Source organism: Azospira sp. APE16 (assembly GCF_047901315.1).
Taxonomy (GTDB): domain Bacteria; phylum Pseudomonadota; class Gammaproteobacteria; order Burkholderiales; family Rhodocyclaceae; genus Azospira; species Azospira oryzae.
Map to the genome: position 1 here is coordinate 3,662,035 of NZ_CP179682.1, position 16,913 is coordinate 3,678,947.

Sequence of the window (16,913 nt, forward strand, 5' to 3'; positions counted from 1 at the left end):
GTACTGGATTTCGTTCACCGGCCATTCAGGACGCGAAGACGAGCCGAAGACAGTACGAGTAGTACGGCGAGGCGATGTCGACAAAGTCATGGATGGTCCGGGGGACGAAATCACTTCTTCCAGGGGGCCTTGGTCATGTTCCAGACCGGGCTGTTGATAGCCATGTCCATGTCGCGGGCGAAGATGGCGAAGCCGTCGTAGCCGTGATACGGGCCGGAGTAGTCCCAGGAGTGCATCTGGCGGAAGGGGATGCCCATCTTCTGGAAGATGTACTTTTCCTTGACGCCGGAACCCACCAGGTCGGGACGGATCTTTTCGGCGAACTTCTCGAACTCGAAGCCGGTCACGTCGTCGTAGATCAGGGTGCCGTCTTTGACGTAGTGGGTGGTGCGCTGGTAGTCGTCGCCGTGGGCGAATTCGTAACCGGCACCGACCACTTCCATGCCCAGGTCCTCATAGGCGCCGACCACGTGACGGGGACGCAGGCCGCCCACGTACAGCATGACCTTCTTGCCCGTCAGGCGCGGCTTGTACTTGGCGATGATGCCGTCCACCATGGCCTGGTACTTGGCGATGACCTTCTCGGCGTTTTCCTTGATCGTGTCGTCGAAGTGGGAAGCGATTTCCCGCAGGGAGGCAGCGATCTTGGAGGGGCCGAAGAAGTTGTACTCGACCCAGGGAATGCCGTACTTCTCTTCCATGTGCCGGCTGATGTAGTTCATGGAACGGTAGCAGTGCAGCAGGTTGAGCTTGGCCTTGGGGGTCTTTTCCATTTCCGCCAGGGTGCCGTCGCCGGACCACTGGGCGATCACGCGCAGGCCCATCTCTTCCAGCAGGATGCGGGAGGACCAGGCGTCGCCGCCGATGTTGTAGTCGCCGATGATGGTGACGTCGTAGGGGGTGGATTCGAAGCCCTTGTTGTCGGCCTTGTCCAGGACCCAGTCGCGCACCATGTCATTGGCGATGTGGTGGCCCAGGGACTGGGAAACGCCGCGGAAGCCTTCGCAACGCACCGGCACGATGGTCTTGGAGATTTCCTTGGTCTTCTTCTTGGCCACGGCCTCGATGTCGTCACCGATGAGGCCGATGGGACATTCGGACTGGATGGAGATGCCGCGGGCCAGGGGGAAGATTTCCGTGATCTCGTCGATCACCTTGTCCAGCTTCTTGTCGCCGCCGAAGACGATGTCCTTCTCCTGGAAGTCGGAGGTGACCTGCAGGACGGTGAAGTTGTCCACGCCGACGGTGCCGGAGGCGTAGTTGCGACGGGTGCCCCAGGAGTACTGGCCGCAGCCCACGGGACCGTGGGAGATGTGCACCATGTCCTTGATCGGGCCCCACACCACGCCCTTGGAGCCGGCATAGGCACAACCGCGGATGGTCATGACGCCGGGCAGGGACTTGATGTTGGACTTCACGCCGCAGTCGGGCTTGCCCTCTTCGTACACGTTGAGGTGCTTGGCGCGCTTCTTGGCGGCCTTCTCCGGGTAGGCTTCGAGCACCTCCTGGATCAGCGCCTGGTTGCGCGTTTTGTCGTCGAGTACCGCACTCATGTGATTCTCCTAAATTGCGTATTCGCTCAGCGGAACCCGGCCGCTCCGGAGGGAGCCCTGCCGGTTTCCGCGCCGGTGATCCTTAAGCGGCGCTCTTGGACTTGCCGACGATGGACTCGTCTTCCTTGCTCATGATGCCGAACTCGAGCAGCAGGTCTTCCAGCTCGTCCATGGAGATGGGGGTGGGGATCACGCCGTTGCCGGCATTGGCATGGACCTTCTGGGCCAGGGCGCGGTATTCGCCGGCCTGCTTGGACTCGGGGTCGTACTCCAGCACGGTCATGCGGCGCAGTTCGGCGTGCTGCACCACGTTGTCGCGGGGGACGAAGTGGATCAGCTTGGTGCCGAGCTTCTTGGCCAGAGCGTCGGCCAGCTCGTATTCCTTGTCGGTCTTGCGCTCGTTGCAGATCAGACCGCCCAGACGCACGCCGCCGGCATTGGCGTACTTCAGGATGCCCTTGGAGATGTTGTTGGCGGCGTACATGGCCATCATTTCGCCGGACATGACGATGTAGATTTCCTGGGCCTTGTTCTCGCGGATGGGCATGGCGAAGCCGCCACACACCACGTCGCCCAGCACGTCGTAGGAAACGTAGTCCACGCCGTCGTAGGCGCCGTTCTCTTCGAGGAAGTTGATGGCGGTGATAACGCCGCGGCCGGCGCAGCCGACGCCGGGTTCCGGACCGCCGGACTCAACGCAGCGGATGTCGCGGTAACCCACCTTCAGCACGTCTTCCAGTTCCAGGTCTTCCACGGAGCCGGCGTCGGCAGCCAGGGAGAGCACGGTGTCCTGAGCCTTGGCGTGCAGGATCAGACGGGTGGAGTCGGCCTTCGGGTCGCAGCCGACGATGAGGATCTTTTGGCCCATTTCAGCCAGGGCCGCCAGGGTGTTTTGGGAGGTGGTGGATTTGCCGATGCCACCCTTGCCGTAGAAGGCGATTTGACGCAATGCACTCATTTCATTTCCCCTCGATGGTTGAAGTCACAAAATCAATCCCGGCGGTGCCAGGCTTGACCTACTATGGCAAGGGCCGTGCCAGGTCCTCGTTTGCGCCGCAATGCCTTGATACGACTGGAAAATGTGTTTTGTACCGGGCCCTCGCGGCCATGTTGCGAACACGACAAAGGCCCCCGCCCCTGTCGTAAAGACCGCATTCCCCGGCCCCGGACGACGCCCCCAAAGCGGACCGAGCCAGGAGGCGCGCCGGATGGACCTCGCCGCCACCCCACGGCCGGGAGGTCCGTCCCTCCTGCCTCCCCGGCCGGGCATCGCCCAGGCCGCCGCCCTCGCCGGCCGGGTGCGCCAGAACGGGGAATAGATGTTGCTTATGTGCCGGGCATGAAGCCCGACCTGCCCACCGTCCCCCTCGCCCCGCCGCCCCCCGGCCACAGCACCAACCTGGTGGGCGTGCCCTCGGGCCTCCTCGCCAGCCCCGCCTTCAACGAGCACCCCCTGCGCCTGCACATCAGCGGCGTGCGGGAGACCAGCCCGGCCCTCTTCCGCATGCTGGAGGATTCCACCTGCGCCGAGGAGGCCATGGACGCCTTCCAGAAATACATGGCGGCCGTGTTCGGGGTGAACGAGGGGCCGGAGCGACGGCCCCGGGACGACGGCACAGCGCGGCCCGGCCCCCGCCTGTTCCGCTCCAGCTACCGGCGCCTGCTGCAGGGCTGGGGTTTCGATGCCAACAACCCGGAAGGGGCGGTGCTCAAGGGCTGGGTGGAAAGCCGCTTCGGCCTGTTGCCCACCTTCCACAAGGAGCCCCTTGGCCGCTATCCCTCCCGGGCCTGGATGACCTATGTGGAAGAGAAGATGTGCGCCCGCTTCCACAACAACTCCATCCAGCTGCAGCTGGACCTGCTCTACGAGTACTGCCAGTGGATGCTGGCCCGCTACATCTTTCCCAGCCGCCGCCACCTGACCCTCTACCGGGGCGTTAACGACCTCTCCGAACACCACGTGGTCAGCACCCTGTCGCGGCGGGAGGCCATCGTGCGGCAGAACAACCTGATCTCCTTCACCGACGACCGGGAGGTGGCCGACCAGTTCGGCGACACCATCCTGGAAGTGCAGGTGCCCCTGGTGAAGATTCTCTTCTTCAACGGCCTCCTGCCCGGCCCCGTGCTCAAGGGCGAAGGCGAATACCTGGTGATCGGCGGCGATTACCGGGTGCAGATGAGCTACTACTGAAGGAGCCTGCGCCGTGTTCCTCACCCAGCCCCGCCATCCCCCCGCCCCGCCCGGCTCCCTGCTCGACCGGGTGCGGGCCGCCTACCTGGGCTTTGCCATCGGCGACGCCCTCGGCGCCACGGTGGAATTCCTCACCCCCGGCGAAATCGCCGCCCAGTACGGCGTGCATGAACACATCACCGGCGGCGGCTGGCTGCGCCTGAAACCCGGCCAGATCACCGACGACACCCAGATGAGCCTGGCCCTGGGCGACGCCATCCTGGAACACCCGGAATGGAACCTCACCTGCGTCGCCGAACACTTCCTCGCCTGGCTGAAAACCAAGCCCATCGACGTGGGCAACACCTGCCGCCGCGGCATCGTCCGCTACATGCACAAGGGCACCCTGGAATCCCCCTACAGCGACGGCGACGCCGGCAACGGCGCCGTCATGCGCAACCTGCCGGTGGTCATCGCCACCCTGGGGGACGACGACGCCTTCGCCCGCTGGAGCCTGGAACAGGCCCACCTGACCCACAACCATCCCCTCTCCGACGTGGCCACCCTGACCCTGGGCTGCATGACCCGGGCCCTGCTGCGGGGCGAAGGCAAGGAGCGGGCGCGGCAGCTGGCCGACGCCCTGGTGGCCGGCCACCGCAACTTCCGCTTCGATCCCTACCCCAAGCGGGCCACCGGCTATGTGGTGGATACCCTGCAAACCGTCTGCCACGCCTTCTTCAGCACCGACAGCTTCGAGGCCTGCCTGGTGAAGACGGTGAACCTGGGAGGCGATGCGGACACCAACGGCGCCCTGGCCGCCATGCTCGCCGGCGCCCACTACGGCGAAGCCGCCATTCCCTTCCGCTGGCTGCGGCGCCTGGACCGGCACGCCCGCATGGCCGTGGAAGCCCAGGCAACGGGCCTGCTGGCCCTGTCCCAGCGCCGCGCCGCCCCCTGAGCCATTCCCCGGGCACCCCTCCCGGGGGTCGGCAGCCGGCGCCATATGCGCTATGGTTACGTCTCTTACGGCGCAACCCCCAAGGGCATTTCCCATGACCACCGGCTCCAGCGATCAGCACCAGGTATTCGAACAAATCGGCAAGATGACCCGGGACCTGCACGAAACCCTGCAGGCCCTGGGCCACGACAAGGCCCTGGAACGCACCGTGGACGCCATTCCCGACGCCCGGGAACGGCTCAACTACGTGCTCTCCATGACCGAACAGGCCGTCTCCCGCGTGCTCAACGCCGTGGACAGCATCAGCCCCACCCAGGACCGGGCCCAGGAAGGCGCCCGCCAGCTCCTCGCCGACTGGGAGCGGGTGGCCGACAAGCGCAAGGATTCCCGGGACTACCAGGAAACCCTGGCCCGCACCCGGGCCTACCTGCAGCAGAGCGACGCCGAGGCCGCCGCCAACAAGGCCCAGCTCACCGAAATCATCCTGGCCCAGGAATTCCAGGACCTCACCGGCCAGGTCATCAAGAAAATCGTGGACCTGGCCCAGGACATGGAAAGCCAGCTCCTCACCCTGCTCGCCCGCACCGCCCCCGGCGAAGGCAAGCAGCCCAAGGACGGCCTCCTCAACGGCCCCGCCATGGATTCGGACAAGAACCAGAAACAGGCCTTCGGCTCCCAGTCGGAAGTGGACAACTTCCTCGAAAGCCTGGGGTTCTAGAACGGGGAAGCTCCACCATGCCGACCGGGAATGATTCGCCGGCCGACCCAAGAAAAAAGGCTGCCCGAGGGCAGCCTTTTTCATATCGCCACCGCTGGGGCGAGCACTCCTGATAAATGGGTGCTTTCACAGCAGTTCCCGGATGGCGTCGCACACCTCCCGCCGGGGTGCCAGGCCCAGGACGGACTGGAGCTTGGTGACGGGATAGCGGGTGCGCACCCGCATGGCGTCGATGCGCTCCGGCGTCAGGGGCAGGCGCAGGAAGGGGCTGGCCAGGGCGACAATGCGCCGCACCAGGGTTTCATTGAGGCGCAGGCGGGGACGGCGGACCCCTGCGGCATCGGCGATGGCATTGACCAGATCGCCGTAGGCGCAATCGTTGGAGAGATTGAAGACATGGCCCCGGGCCCGGGGATCGCAGCCGCAGGCCAGCAGCGTCTCCACCACGTCATCCACATGGATGTAGGTGGCCACCACGTCGTCCGGGCCGATGTAGAAAAACAGGCCCTTGCGGATGAAGGCGATCATGGAGCGGAGGGACTGGTTCGGCATGTCGGCGCCGAAGACGTTGGCCGGACGCAGCAGGGTGCAGGTGATGTAGCCTTCCCGGGCGGCATCCAGCACCAGCTGGTCGGCCTCGGTCTTGGTGACTTCGTATTCGCCCACCGGCGCCGGCGCCGTCTCCTCGTCCACGATGCGGAGCTGACGCCGGTCCGGCCGGCGGTCGGGCCCGTAGGCGCCGACGCTGCTCAGTTGCACCCAGTGCAGGGGCTGGCCGCCGGCGGCAAACTGCTGCCTGGCGGCCGCCAGCAGACGGGCCGTGCCATCCACATGAAGGGGGCGCATCCGGGCTGCGTCGTTGATTTCGCCGGCGCAGTGGAACAGCACCCGGGCCCCGGCCAGGAATCCGCCCAGCGCCACCTGGGGATCGGTCAGGTCCCCGGGGTGAAAGCTGAGGCCCTGGGGGGCGCCGGTCACCCCGGCGCTCTTGCGGGTCAGGGAGCGAACCTGGTCGCCCCGGGCCAGCAGGGCTGCTGTCAGGCGCTTGCCGATGAAACCGGAGCCGCCGGTGATGCAAACTTCCAAGGGAAGGGTCCTTTCCACAAGAGGGGCGAAATGCTGATCAGGCGCAAGCATACAAGACGGAGCCGCCCTGAGGTCGCCCGGGCACTCCCGGCCGGCCCGGAGAGCTGTCGGAGGGCGGCCCGTCAGTCCCCTGGCGACGGGGCCGGCGATGGCCGGGAGGAAGGACAAATGGAGGATTTTTTTGTATCTTTGCCCTTCCCCATCCCGCCCGCTCCGCCCATGTCGCCCCTCTTTCTCGACGACCTAGCCCCCGGCCAGCGTTTCACCACGCCCGGCGTCACTCTCACCGAAGCTGAGATCATCGACTTCGCCTGGCGCTACGATCCCCAGCCCTTCCATCTGGATGTGAACGCCGCCGCGGAATCGCCCTATGGCGGGCTCATCGCCAGTGGTTTCCAGAGCCTGGCCCTGGCTTTCCGCCTGTTCATCCAGAGCGGCATCTTCAACCGCTCGAGCATCGGCTCCCCGGGCATCGACGAGCTGCGCTGGCTGGCGCCGGTGCGGCCCGGCGATACCCTGCATACGGAAATCGAGGTGCTGGAGGTGAAGCCCTCTTCCTCCAAGCCGGACCGGGGCATCGCCCGCCTCAAGTACGTGGCGGCCAACCAGCGCGGCGAGGCGGTGCTGAGCTTCATCGTCATGCACCTGCTCAAGCGGGCCAGCGCGTGAAGCCAGAGGACCTGCAACTGCTGGTGACCCGGGAGATGCCCTTCGGCAAGCACAAGGGCACGCTCATCGCCGACCTGCCGGGCAACTACCTCAACTGGTTCGCCCGGGAGGGCTTTCCCCCCGGCGAGATCGGCCGGCTGCTGGCCCTGATGCAGGAGATCGACCACAACGGTCTCTCCCATCTGCTCCAGCCCCTGCGCCAGGGGCGCTAGCGGCGCCACAACACAGGGCCCCGGCGGGGCCCTTTTCTTTTCAATGGATGTTGAAGCAGCCCGCCGTCTCGGCGTCGTCGCCCAGGCGCGCCAGTTCGCGCCGGATGTGGCGCAGCAGCTGGCTGCCCACGGGCAGGCAGTCCTTCGGCCGCACCTGCCAGCCGTCGGGACCGGGGCTGATGTCGGCCACGGTCTCCGCCAGCATTTCCGGGATGCCGTCCTCAATGCCGTAGTAGCGCTCGATCCAGCGGATGCGATGGAAGGGGGCGGCGGCCAGGAGGGCTGGATGCTGGGTCAGGGCGGCGGCGATGACCCGGTCGATGGCGACGGAAATGGAGACGCCCGGGTTCTCCGGCAGTTCGTGCAGGATGGCCAGGATGCCCTCCCCCTCCGGCGGCGCCGCCAGGGTCAGGCCGCACAGGGAGGGCCGGCCGCCGAGGCGGTAGCGCACCAGCAGCATGGGACTCAGGCCACCGCGCAGTCCAGGGCGGCCTCCAGGGCCGCCGCCACTTCGGCCAGGGGCCGGTCGATGACCGTGATGCCCTGCTCGGCGATGAAGCGCAGTTCGTTGCGGGTCAGCTCCGCAGCCGGCAGCACGGCGAAGTGGGGGCCGGCGGAGCGCTTCATCACCTGGCGCGCATAGGTGCGGGTCAGCTGGTCGCGGAAGCGGCAGCCGAAGAAGACGAAGCCCCGGCTGGCGCGGCGGCTTTTCACCGCCTCGGGGATGGGGGTCTGGATGTCGATCTCCGTCAGCACTTCGACGAAGTCGGAATCGGAGATGATGAAGTTGCCTGCCGGCTGCACCCCGCCCAGGGGCTTGTACACCAGGGTGCGGCAGGCCGCCGCCCCGGCCTCGGGGAGGGGGGCACCGGCGGCGTCGTAGCAGAGATACCAGCCTTCCCGCACCTCGGCCCGGCTGACACCCTGGATCTGGGCCCAATCACTGTTGCCGGCGAAGGCGCCGGCCAGCGCCGTGTCGTAGCCCGTGTCCACCACCAGGGGCGGCGCCAGGCGGGCCAGCAGGCGGTAGAAGGCGGGCACTTCGGCCGGGGTGGCGAAGGCCTCCAGCATCAGCTTGCGCAGGGTCTTGCGATGGCGGAAGTTCTCGATGTACTGGGCCGTGGCCGTGGGGTTGCGACGGATGCGCGAAGGCACCGTGGCCCGCTTGGAGAGGAAGGCGGCGAGAGCCTCCGGCGCCAGGGGCAGGGCAGCATTGGCCGGTGCCAGCAGCACCGCCTCGGCCCCCAGGTAGGGAATCAGGGCGCCGCTGCCAAGACCGTCGGCAACGGTGGCGAGCAGACCGTCGGTGCTGTCGGCGCCCATGGTATTCACTCCTCGCTCAGCTTGGCGGCTTCGATGGTGATGGGCATGGGGGTGTCCACCGCCATCTCCGGCAGCTGCAGCTTCCAGCCGTTGCCCAGGGTGATCTGGCCGCCCCACAGGGTGGCCTTCTCGGTGAACACCACGTCCTGCTCCAGGTCCTTCTTGGGGACGTAGACCGACAGGTTGCCGTTCTTGTCCTTGCGCAAGGTGATTTTCATGTTGCCCTCTCCCACTTGGTCTAAAGATTCGATTTCGCGTCCCTTCATGCCGACCAGGCAGCCCCGGTCCACGAAGTCCACGCCGTAGATGTAAAACTGCTGCAGAAAGGTGCCGATACTGGTGACGTAGCCCACGTCCCCCTTGTGCACCAGCACCTCGCCGATTTCCCTGAGGGGATAGGTGCCGTCGTTCTTCACATACTTCCGGGCGACGACCTTCTCGCCGAAATGGAACTGGGGCGGGCCATCCAGTTCCACCACATCGCTGTCCCGGGCCGACATGATCCCGGCCTCAGCCCTTGTGGCTGGAGCAGCCAGCCATGGCACCCTGGGGCGCCTGGTCCCGCTTCATGAAGGTGACCACGCCGACGCCGCCCGCGGCGGCACCGTCACCGGCCCCGCAGCCGCAGACGTGGGGGCCGTTGGGGTTGGTGAAGGAGAGGCCGGAGGAAGAGGGGCTTTCCTTGAAGTCGATGGTGTAGCCGTGCAGCAGGCTGCAGCTCTCGGCGGTGAGGAACAGGAGGGCCCCGTTCTGCTCGATCACCGTGTCGCCGGGCGTCGGCGTCTCGGCCACGGTGAAGCTGGAATCGAAGCCGGAACAGCCGCCGGGCTTGACCGAGAGGCGGAAACCGGCGGACGCCGAGCCTTCGCCGAAACGCACCATCTGGCGCATGTACTTGGCGGCGCGAGGGGTGATGTTGACGCACATATCCTTACCTCCGGGGGTTGGGGTTTTTTTGTTTAGCCACAGAGGGCACAGAGAACACAGAGCAACGTCGACAACTTCCCGCGCTGCCGGCCTGACCTTCGGGCACAGCGCCCAGGGATTTTCCCTCTGTGTTCTCTGTGTCCTCTGTGGCTGTCTTCACGCCTGGTAGCGCGGCACGCTCTTGTCCACGACGATGCAGTCGGCCGGGCAGGCGGCGATGCACTGGGGATCGTCGTAATGACCGATGCACTCGGTGCAGCCGTCGGCCTTGATGGCGAAGAGGCCGTTCTTCTCGTAGATGGCGTCGTTGGGACATTCCTGTTCGCAGGCACCGCAGGCGGTACAGGCGGAGGCGTTGATCTTGTAGGCCATGATGGGCTCCTTGTCTTAGGGGGTGACGGATGGGTTGGATGGCCTCAGGCGACCAGGCTGGTGGCGCCCTGGCGCCGCTCCAGGCGCTGCTGGAACCAGGCCAGGGCCGAGGCTTCGATGTATTCGTGGGCGTAGTCCTGCACCGGCTCGATGCCCGCGGCCTGCAGTTCCTTCATGGGGCAGTGGCCGATCTTGGCCACCAGCACGGCGGCGCAGTCCTGGAGGGCGTCGAGGATGGAGGGCATGGCCTCCTCTTCCTCGTAGCCGCCGGCACAGTAGTGCTCCACCTTGCGATGGCCGACGAACTTGGCGCCGGCGGCGGAGACTTCGTACACCTGGAACTCGCTGGCGTGGCCGAAGTGCTGGTTGATGCGGCCGCCGCCCTTGGTGGCCACGGCCACCAGGGCCTTCTCCGAAGCGCCGGCCAGGCCGGCCTTCTTCTCCGCTTCGGCGGCACGCTGATCGGCCCGCTCCTTCTCGACGAAGTCCCGGTAGGCCTGGCGGGCGGTGGGGTCGTAGGTTGCGGCAATGGCGTCCAGCTTGTCGCTGGTGAATTCCTGGCTGCGGTCCTCCCCCAGCATGCCGACGGCGTCGGCACGGCACTGGCGGCAGTGGCGCATCAGCTTCATGTCGCCCTCGCACTCGTCCTGCAGGGACTTCAGTTCGGCGGCGGTGGGGCCGCGCTGGCCGGTGAGGCCGAAGTGGGTGCCGTGGGCCGGGTCGGAAATGAGCGGCATGATGTTGTGCAGGAAGGCGCCCTTGGCCTTCACCACCTTGTTCACTTCCTTCAGGTGATGGTCGTTGACGCCCGGGATCAGCACCGAGTTCACCTTCACCAGGATGCCGGCGGCGGTGAGCATCTCCAGGCCCAGCATCTGCCGCTCGTGCAGGATCTTCGCCGCTTCCAGGCCGTGGTAGCGCTTGTGGTTGTGGAAGATCCAGGGGTAGATGTGCTGGCCCACTTCCGGGTCCACCATGTTGATGGTGATGGTGACGTGGTCCACGTTGAACTTCTTGATGGTCTCCACGTGGTCCGGCAGGGCCAGGCCGTTGGTGGAGAGACAGAGCTTGATGTCCGGCGCGCTCTGCTGGATCAGTTCGAAGGTCTTGAAGGTCTTGGCCGGATTGGCCAGGGCGTCGCCCGGGCCGGCGATGCCGACCACGGAAAGCTGGGGAATCTCGGCGGCCACCGCCAGCACCTTCTTGCCCGCCATTTCCGGGGTCAGCTTCTCGCTCACCACGCCGGGGCGGGATTCGTTGGCACAGTCGTACTTGCGGTTGCAGTAGTTGCACTGGATGTTGCAGGCCGGGGCCACCGCCACGTGCATGCGGGCGAAGTGGTGGTGGGCCTCGCTGCTGTAGCAGGGATGGTCCTTCACCTTCTCCCAGATGTGGGCGGGCATGTCGGCCGGACCTTCGCCGGAGCCGCAGCTGGAGGAGCTGCAGCCACCGGCGGACGCGGCGCCGCTGTGGGCGGAGGCGATGGGGATGATGCGGCGGGAAGCCGGGGCTCCTGCCGCCGTTCCACTCATGCCGCTCATGCCAGTTTGGGCGCTCGGGTTCTGCATGGTCCGCTCCTGTCGGGGTTGGGGCTCGTTGTCTCGGGGCCCTTGACTGCAGGCCCTGCAACACCCCTAGAGCAACCCATGTGCCAGGTCCGGAATTTCCATTTTTATTGCGCGTAAACAGTCACTTGGGCAACCGGTGTCGGCTTTTGCCCTTTGTCGCGGACACGACGCCCCTGTATCGAAGCCGACAATGGCCCGGGACGCCGAGCGCCCCTCGTCGTGCCGCCGAAACCCGCGTGGATAGGGCATCTCCAAGGCATGACCGGCACTGGCACAGTTCTCGCACTGGTGGTGGCGTCATTCAATCCAACCTACTTATCCCTTGAGGCTGCCATGACCCAAAACGCCGTACTCTCCAAACTCTCCGGCAAACTGCTCTCCCCCCTCATCAGCGGCCCCACGGGCAAGGCCGGGCGCTTCGGCTTCCGCGGCGAACTGGGCCTGGAATTCCCGGAAAGCGTCGCCGGCGAAGCCCGTCCCCCCATCACCAAGGCCGACCAGGTGATCCTGGCCGCCGAAGGCGAACAGCTGGTGTTCTTCGCCGCCCACGTGGACTCCCTCGCCCACCTGGATCACATCGTCGCCATGATGGGCGATTCCCTGGTGCCCGCCGGGAAGTACTTCCTCTTCGCCGGCAACGTGGACTTCTCCAAGAAGTACGCCGTGGAAGTGGGCGGTGTCAGCTGGAACGTGTATCCCCTGGACGAAGCCACGGTGTGGAATGAACTGCTGGACCTGCTCTACCTGGAACGCAGCGACCTGAAGAAGGCCTCCGCCGAAGCCAAGGTGGATGCGGTGGTGGATGCGGCAGCCAAGTACAACGGCAAGCTGCCGGTGATCCCCTACGCCCAGGCCCTGGCCGAAATGGGTCCGGTGAAGGTGGCCGAGAACCGCCCCGTCTGATCTCTCCTCGGTCCGCACCCTGCCCCCGGGGCGCGGACCTTTTGCTTACGTCGCTCCCGCCGGCGGCCGTTCCCAGCCACGGGTGCAAGCCAGGGCCGGCCTTCCGGCCGGGAGTGGCGTATCCCTTTTTGACGCTTTCCGACGGCAACGGCCATGGCCCACGTCATCTTCTACGAAAAGCCCGGCTGCGGCGGCAATGCCCGACAGCGGGCCCTGCTCCAGGCCGCCGGCCACACCCTGACGGTGCGCGACCTGCTGGGCGAGCCATGGACGGCAGCCACCTTGCTGGCCTTCCTCGAGCCCCTGCCGGTGAGCGAGTGGTTCAACCGGGCCGCTCCCCGCCTCAAGAATGGTGAAGTGCAGCCCGAAACCCTGGGCCGGGATGATGCCCTGGCCCTGCTGCTGGCCGAGCCCCTGCTGATCCGCCGCCCCCTGTTGCAGGTGGGCGAGGAACGGCGGGTGGGCTTCGACACGACCGCCATCGCCCAATGGATCGGCCTGGAAGGCGCAGGGGATAAGGATGTCGGCGAGGGCTGCCCCAAGGGCGAAGAGCACCGGCCCTGTCCGCCGCCCACGGCCTAAAATCGCCGTCCCATAAGGCCCTCCGGGCATCTCCCGGATGAGCCGCACCCTACCCGCGCCCCGCCCTAATTCCGCCAACGACCCGGCCCGGGGTGGCGAACCACCCGGCCGACCTGGCGCACCGATCACTATGGACGAGGTGCGCCGGAAGCTACAGGCGCTTCACCTCGATATTGAATTTCTTCAGGGCGTAGCCGATCTGCCGCGGCGTCAGGTTGAGCAGCCGGGCCGCCTTGGCCTGGACCCAGCCGCAACGTTCCATGGCCTCGATCAGCCGTTCCCGTTCTGAGACGAAGGCGTCGCTGCCTTCGGCCAGGTCGTCGTCGCCGTAGTCGGGCGGTGCCGCCGCAGGCATGGCCGGCCGCGCCGGCGCCGCCACCACCGGAATGGGGTCGCGGAAGTGAACCGGCTGGGATTGGGGCTGGATCGGCTCCCGGGCCGGGAAGGTGGTGTGGCCGCCGGGATGGGTGCCCGGCATGTCCATCACCGGATGGCAGGCCCGGGAGGCGGAGGATTCGAGCAGCACGGAGGAGAAGCACTGGCCCTTCTGGCAGCGCATGTCCGACTCCCGGATGAGGGCGCCCCGGGTCATGGTGGCGGCCCGCTCGATGCAGTTCTCCAGCTCCCGCACGTTGCCCGGCCAGTTGCAGTGCTGCAGGATCTCCACCGCACCGGGCGTGATGGTCAGCTTGCGGTTGTTCTCCCGGTTGAAGCGGGAAAGGAAGAAGTCCACCAGCAGGGGGATATCCTCCTTGCGCTCCCGCAGGGGCGGCAGCAGGATGGCCACCACATTGAGGCGGAAATAGAGGTCGGCGCGGAAGTCGCCCTTCTGCACCATTTCCTCCAGGTTGCGGTTGGTGGCGGCCACCAGGCGGAAGTTGGCCTTGTGGGTCTTGTTGCCGCCGACCCGCTCGAACTCGTGCTCCTGCAGGACGCGCAGCAGCTTGGCCTGGAAGGAGGAGGAAATGTCGCCGATCTCGTCCAGGAACAGGGTGCCGCCGTCGGCCATCTCGAAGCGGCCCTTGCGCTCGGCAGTGGCGCCGGTGAAAGCGCCCTTCTCGTGGCCGAAGAGTTCGGATTCGAGCAGGGTCTCCGGCAGGGCGGCACAGTTCACCTTGACGAAGGGGCCCTTGGAACGGGGCGACAGATAATGGATGGCGTGGGCGATGGCCTCCTTGCCGGTGCCCGACTCGCCCCGCAGGAGGATGGTGGAGTTGCCCGGTGCCGCCTGGTGCACGTCGGCGAACACCTCCTTCATGCGCTTGGAGCGGCCGATGACGTTTTCCACGTCGTACTTGCCCTGCAACTGCTTCTGCAGGCGGTGGGTCTCCAGCATCAGCTGGGCCCGCTCGGCGGCAATGGCCTGGTGCAGCTTGAAGGTCTGGCCCACCAGGCTGGCCACCAGGGACAGCAGGCGCACGTCCCGGTCGAAGCTGGCGGGCTTGGAGGCGCCGGGAGGCCGGTCCACGCTGAGCACGCCCACCACCTCGCGGCCGATCTTCACCGGCACGGCGATGAGGGCCACCCCGGCGCACTGGGACAGGTCCCGGCCGGTACGGTTGATGAAGACCGGGTCGGCGGTGATGTCGGGCACCACCATGGGGCTGCCGTGCTTGAGCACCTGGCCGACGATGCCGCTTTCGGCGTCGAGGATGATGTCTTCCTGGACGGCAAAAGGCACCCCGGCTGCACCAAGTACGTGCAGTTTTCCTTCGCCCTGCACCATGCTGACCATGGCATGCCTCATGTGGAGGTGGGTCAGCATGACGTTGAGCGCCTCCCGCACCGACTTCTGGAAGTCCAGCGAGGAGGTGAGAATCTTGCTGATCTCATAGATGGTGACCAGTTCCAGGTCAGCATCCCGATCCAGTTTTGTTGCCGTCATAACCAGCTCCTGAAGAGTTCTTCTGCCTCCCCCGCGAACTCTTTTTCTTGTGCCTGAATCAGAGCAGGTTCCATGCCACGATCGTGACCTAATTCACGCTTGGCCCCCGTCGCCGCCGCCCACCACCTCCACCCGGTTGCGGCCGCCCGCCTTGGCCCGGTACAGGGCCTGGTCGGCCCGGGCGATGAGGGCATCGGCCTCGTCCCCCTCGCCCCGATAGCTGGCCAGGCCGACGCTGACGCTGACCGCAATCTCCAGCACCACGTTGCCGGGCAGCACCACCCGCACCGGCGCCGCGCCGACGGCCGCCCGCAGGCGCTCGCCCACGGCCGCCAGGTCCTCCTCCCGGGTCTGGGGCAGGATCACCAGGAATTCCTCGCCGCCGTAGCGGATCGGCACGTCGGCCTTGCGGATGGTGTCCATCAGGCGCCGCGCCGTCTCCCGCAGCACCTGGTCCCCCGCCGGGTGGCCGTGGCTGTCGTTGATGCGCTTGAAGTGGTCGATGTCGAGCATGGCCACCGCCAGTTCGATCTCGTGGCGGCGCGAGGCGTAGGCCGCCTCGTCGAGCCGGGCCAGGCCGTAGCGGCGGTTGCGGCAGCGGGTCAGGGGATCGGTGACGGCGCCGGTGTAGTTGCGCGAGTTTTCCACCGCCAGGGTCAGGTGGCCGCCCAGGTTGGCCAGCAGTTCCTCGTCGGCCTGGACCCGGGAAGCCCCTTCCATACTGCACACCAGGAGGCCGGAAAGGCGGCCGCCGCTGCCCAGGGGCACGGCGAAATGCAGGGCGCCGCCGCCCACGCCCAGTTGCAGTTCCAGGCTGGCCACCGCCGCCTGGGCCATGGACAGGGGAAAGCCGTCCAGGGCCTCCCGGGCCAGGAGCTCCTGGCCCAGCAGGGCCGGCGCCAGGGCGCCTTCGCCGGTGAACAGGGCATCGCTGCGGTCACTGGCGCAGACCCAGGTGCCGTCGGCCGATTCGGCGAAGAAGGCGACGAAGGCCGGCGCCAGCTTCTGTTCCAGGACCCGCACCACGGTGGAGGCCACCGCCGACATTTCCATGTTGCGGGAGACCTCCACCACCAGGGTGTACAGCAGGCCCGACTCCAGGTTGGAGGATTCAAGACGGGCCACCTGGTCCTCGATGCGGTCCACCATGTGGTTGAAATGGGCCGCCAGATGGCCCAGTTCGCCCCGTTCGGCCACCGGCGCCCGGGCCTGCAGGTCGCCGCCGGCCAGGCGCCCGGCCGTATCCACCAGCACCTCCACCGGCTCCAGCACGGAGCGGCGGAATAACCAGTAGATCAGCACCAGGGACACCAGGCCGCAGGCCAGGCCGATCAGCAGCAGGCCGCGGCGCCGCTCGGCGGCAGCCTGATTGAGGGGAGTCAGGTCGAAATCCACCAGCACCAGGCCCCGCAGCTTTTCCCCCGGGTCCTGGTGGCAGCCCTTGCATTCGGGCCGGGCCGGCACAGCGCTGACCACCCGCAGCCAGTGCTGGCCCGCCGCATCCACCACGGCCCGGGTGACGGGAAACTGTTCGGGCACCATGCCGTCGCAGCCGGGGCAGGCCGGGTTGCCGGCCACCTCGATGCTGCCGCCGCGCAGGGACGGGTCAGTACTGGCCTTGACGCTGCCGTTGCGGGCCAGCACGGAAATGCGGCCGACGCCGGCCGTCTCGATGTAGGTGGAAGCTTCCCGGGTGACGCCGTCCCAGGCCGCGGCACCGCCGCCGGCCAGCATGCGCCGCACCAGGCCCTCGGCCACCAAGCTGGAAATCTTGTGGGCGTGGGCCGTGTGCTGTTCGCCGTAGAGGCGCTCCTCCTGCCGGGTCACCAGCCAACCCACCACCACCAGGGCCGCCACCAGCACCAGCATGGCGCCGACGCCGATGCGCACGGAAATGCGCTGCCACCAGGGCACATGTCCGGGCACCTCCCGGCCGGGGTACGCTCCTGCCACCACGATCCCACCTCCCTTGATCCCGCCGGGTTGT

General features: G+C 66.9%; 18 protein-coding genes. 7 read left to right on the forward strand and 11 right to left on the reverse strand.

The window, feature by feature from the left end; all coding sequences use genetic code 11:
• Positions 1-110 precede the first annotated feature (110 nt).
• The gene (nifD, locus tag ACLSSQ_RS17415) at positions 111-1,553 is read right to left on the reverse strand and encodes a nitrogenase molybdenum-iron protein alpha chain (protein ID WP_416243368.1); all 1,443 of its coding nucleotides are present in this window, start codon (positions 1,551-1,553) and stop codon (positions 111-113) included.
• Between the two features lie 82 nt (positions 1,554-1,635).
• Positions 1,636-2,511: a nitrogenase iron protein gene (gene nifH / locus ACLSSQ_RS17420; RefSeq protein WP_014236061.1), complete on the reverse strand. Its 876-nt coding sequence runs from the start codon at positions 2,509-2,511 to the stop codon at positions 1,636-1,638.
• Between the two features lie 381 nt (positions 2,512-2,892).
• On the opposite strand from nifH, the gene ACLSSQ_RS17425 reads away from it, so the two are divergent.
• The 3 genes from ACLSSQ_RS17425 to ACLSSQ_RS17435 all read left to right on the forward strand — a co-directional run bounded on the left by ACLSSQ_RS17425 (position 2,893) and on the right by ACLSSQ_RS17435 (position 5,399).
• Positions 2,893-3,744: an NAD(+)--dinitrogen-reductase ADP-D-ribosyltransferase gene (locus tag ACLSSQ_RS17425; RefSeq protein WP_014236060.1), complete on the forward strand. Its 852-nt coding sequence runs from the start codon at positions 2,893-2,895 to the stop codon at positions 3,742-3,744.
• Positions 3,745-3,757: 13 nt separating this feature from the next.
• Positions 3,758-4,681: an ADP-ribosyl-[dinitrogen reductase] hydrolase gene (gene draG / locus ACLSSQ_RS17430; RefSeq protein WP_287874554.1), complete on the forward strand. Its 924-nt coding sequence runs from the start codon at positions 3,758-3,760 to the stop codon at positions 4,679-4,681.
• A 94-nt stretch (positions 4,682-4,775) separates the two neighbouring features.
• The gene (locus tag ACLSSQ_RS17435) at positions 4,776-5,399 is read left to right on the forward strand and encodes a protein phosphatase CheZ (RefSeq protein WP_014236058.1); all 624 of its coding nucleotides are present in this window, start codon (positions 4,776-4,778) and stop codon (positions 5,397-5,399) included.
• 126 nt (positions 5,400-5,525) lie between these two features.
• Here the strand turns inward: ACLSSQ_RS17435 and ACLSSQ_RS17440 are convergent, their stop codons facing one another.
• Positions 5,526-6,485, reverse strand: coding sequence for an NAD-dependent epimerase/dehydratase family protein (locus ACLSSQ_RS17440; protein WP_416243369.1), 960 nt, complete (start codon positions 6,483-6,485; stop codon positions 5,526-5,528).
• A 189-nt stretch (positions 6,486-6,674) separates the two neighbouring features.
• Here ACLSSQ_RS17440 and ACLSSQ_RS17445 point away from each other — a divergent pair, with 189 nt between their 5' ends.
• Both ACLSSQ_RS17445 and ACLSSQ_RS17450 read left to right on the forward strand, forming a co-directional pair.
• Positions 6,675-7,154: a MaoC family dehydratase gene (locus tag ACLSSQ_RS17445; protein ID WP_416243370.1), complete on the forward strand. Its 480-nt coding sequence runs from the start codon at positions 6,675-6,677 to the stop codon at positions 7,152-7,154.
• Positions 7,151-7,366 (forward strand): DUF3820 family protein, encoded by a 216-nt coding sequence (locus ACLSSQ_RS17450; RefSeq protein ID WP_014236055.1) that lies wholly within the window; start codon positions 7,151-7,153, stop codon positions 7,364-7,366. The genes ACLSSQ_RS17445 and ACLSSQ_RS17450 overlap by 4 nt, the downstream gene beginning before the upstream one ends.
• 40 nt (positions 7,367-7,406) lie before the next feature.
• Here the strand turns inward: ACLSSQ_RS17450 and ACLSSQ_RS17455 are convergent, their stop codons facing one another.
• The 6 genes from ACLSSQ_RS17455 to nifB all read right to left on the reverse strand — a co-directional run bounded on the left by ACLSSQ_RS17455 (position 7,407) and on the right by nifB (position 11,556).
• Positions 7,407-7,826: a hypothetical protein gene (locus ACLSSQ_RS17455; protein ID WP_014236054.1), complete on the reverse strand. Its 420-nt coding sequence runs from the start codon at positions 7,824-7,826 to the stop codon at positions 7,407-7,409.
• A 5-nt stretch (positions 7,827-7,831) separates the two neighbouring features.
• Entirely contained in the window at positions 7,832-8,689 is an 858-nt protein-coding gene (locus tag ACLSSQ_RS17460) for an SIR2 family NAD-dependent protein deacylase (RefSeq protein ID WP_416243371.1), read from the reverse strand.
• A 5-nt stretch (positions 8,690-8,694) separates the two neighbouring features.
• Positions 8,695-9,189: a putative nitrogen fixation protein NifT gene (gene nifT, locus ACLSSQ_RS17465; protein WP_014236052.1), complete on the reverse strand. Its 495-nt coding sequence runs from the start codon at positions 9,187-9,189 to the stop codon at positions 8,695-8,697.
• 10 nt (positions 9,190-9,199) lie between these two features.
• Positions 9,200-9,616 (reverse strand): HesB/IscA family protein, encoded by a 417-nt coding sequence (locus ACLSSQ_RS17470; protein WP_014236051.1) that lies wholly within the window; start codon positions 9,614-9,616, stop codon positions 9,200-9,202.
• A 156-nt stretch (positions 9,617-9,772) separates the two neighbouring features.
• On the reverse strand, positions 9,773-9,988 hold the full coding sequence (locus ACLSSQ_RS17475) for a 4Fe-4S binding protein (protein ID WP_014236050.1): 216 nt from the start codon (positions 9,986-9,988) through the stop codon (positions 9,773-9,775).
• 44 nt (positions 9,989-10,032) lie between these two features.
• A complete protein-coding gene (nifB, locus tag ACLSSQ_RS17480) occupies positions 10,033-11,556 on the reverse strand; it encodes a nitrogenase cofactor biosynthesis protein NifB (protein ID WP_416243372.1) in 1,524 nt (507 codons plus the stop codon).
• A gap of 333 nt (positions 11,557-11,889) precedes the next feature.
• Here nifB and ACLSSQ_RS17485 point away from each other — a divergent pair, with 333 nt between their 5' ends.
• Together ACLSSQ_RS17485 and ACLSSQ_RS17490 are read left to right on the forward strand one after the other, a co-directional pair.
• The gene (locus tag ACLSSQ_RS17485; RefSeq protein WP_014236048.1) at positions 11,890-12,459 is read left to right on the forward strand and encodes a hypothetical protein; all 570 of its coding nucleotides are present in this window, start codon (positions 11,890-11,892) and stop codon (positions 12,457-12,459) included.
• A gap of 153 nt (positions 12,460-12,612) precedes the next feature.
• Positions 12,613-13,041 (forward strand): ArsC/Spx/MgsR family protein, encoded by a 429-nt coding sequence (locus ACLSSQ_RS17490; RefSeq protein ID WP_205230608.1) that lies wholly within the window; start codon positions 12,613-12,615, stop codon positions 13,039-13,041.
• Positions 13,042-13,192: 151 nt separating this feature from the next.
• Here the strand turns inward: ACLSSQ_RS17490 and nifA are convergent, their stop codons facing one another.
• The gene (gene nifA / locus ACLSSQ_RS17495) at positions 13,193-14,926 is read right to left on the reverse strand and encodes a nif-specific transcriptional activator NifA (protein WP_014236046.1); all 1,734 of its coding nucleotides are present in this window, start codon (positions 14,924-14,926) and stop codon (positions 13,193-13,195) included.
• Between the two features lie 93 nt (positions 14,927-15,019).
• A complete protein-coding gene (locus ACLSSQ_RS17500; protein WP_014236045.1) occupies positions 15,020-16,882 on the reverse strand; it encodes a sensor domain-containing diguanylate cyclase in 1,863 nt (620 codons plus the stop codon).
• Positions 16,883-16,913: the final 31 nt, after the last annotated feature.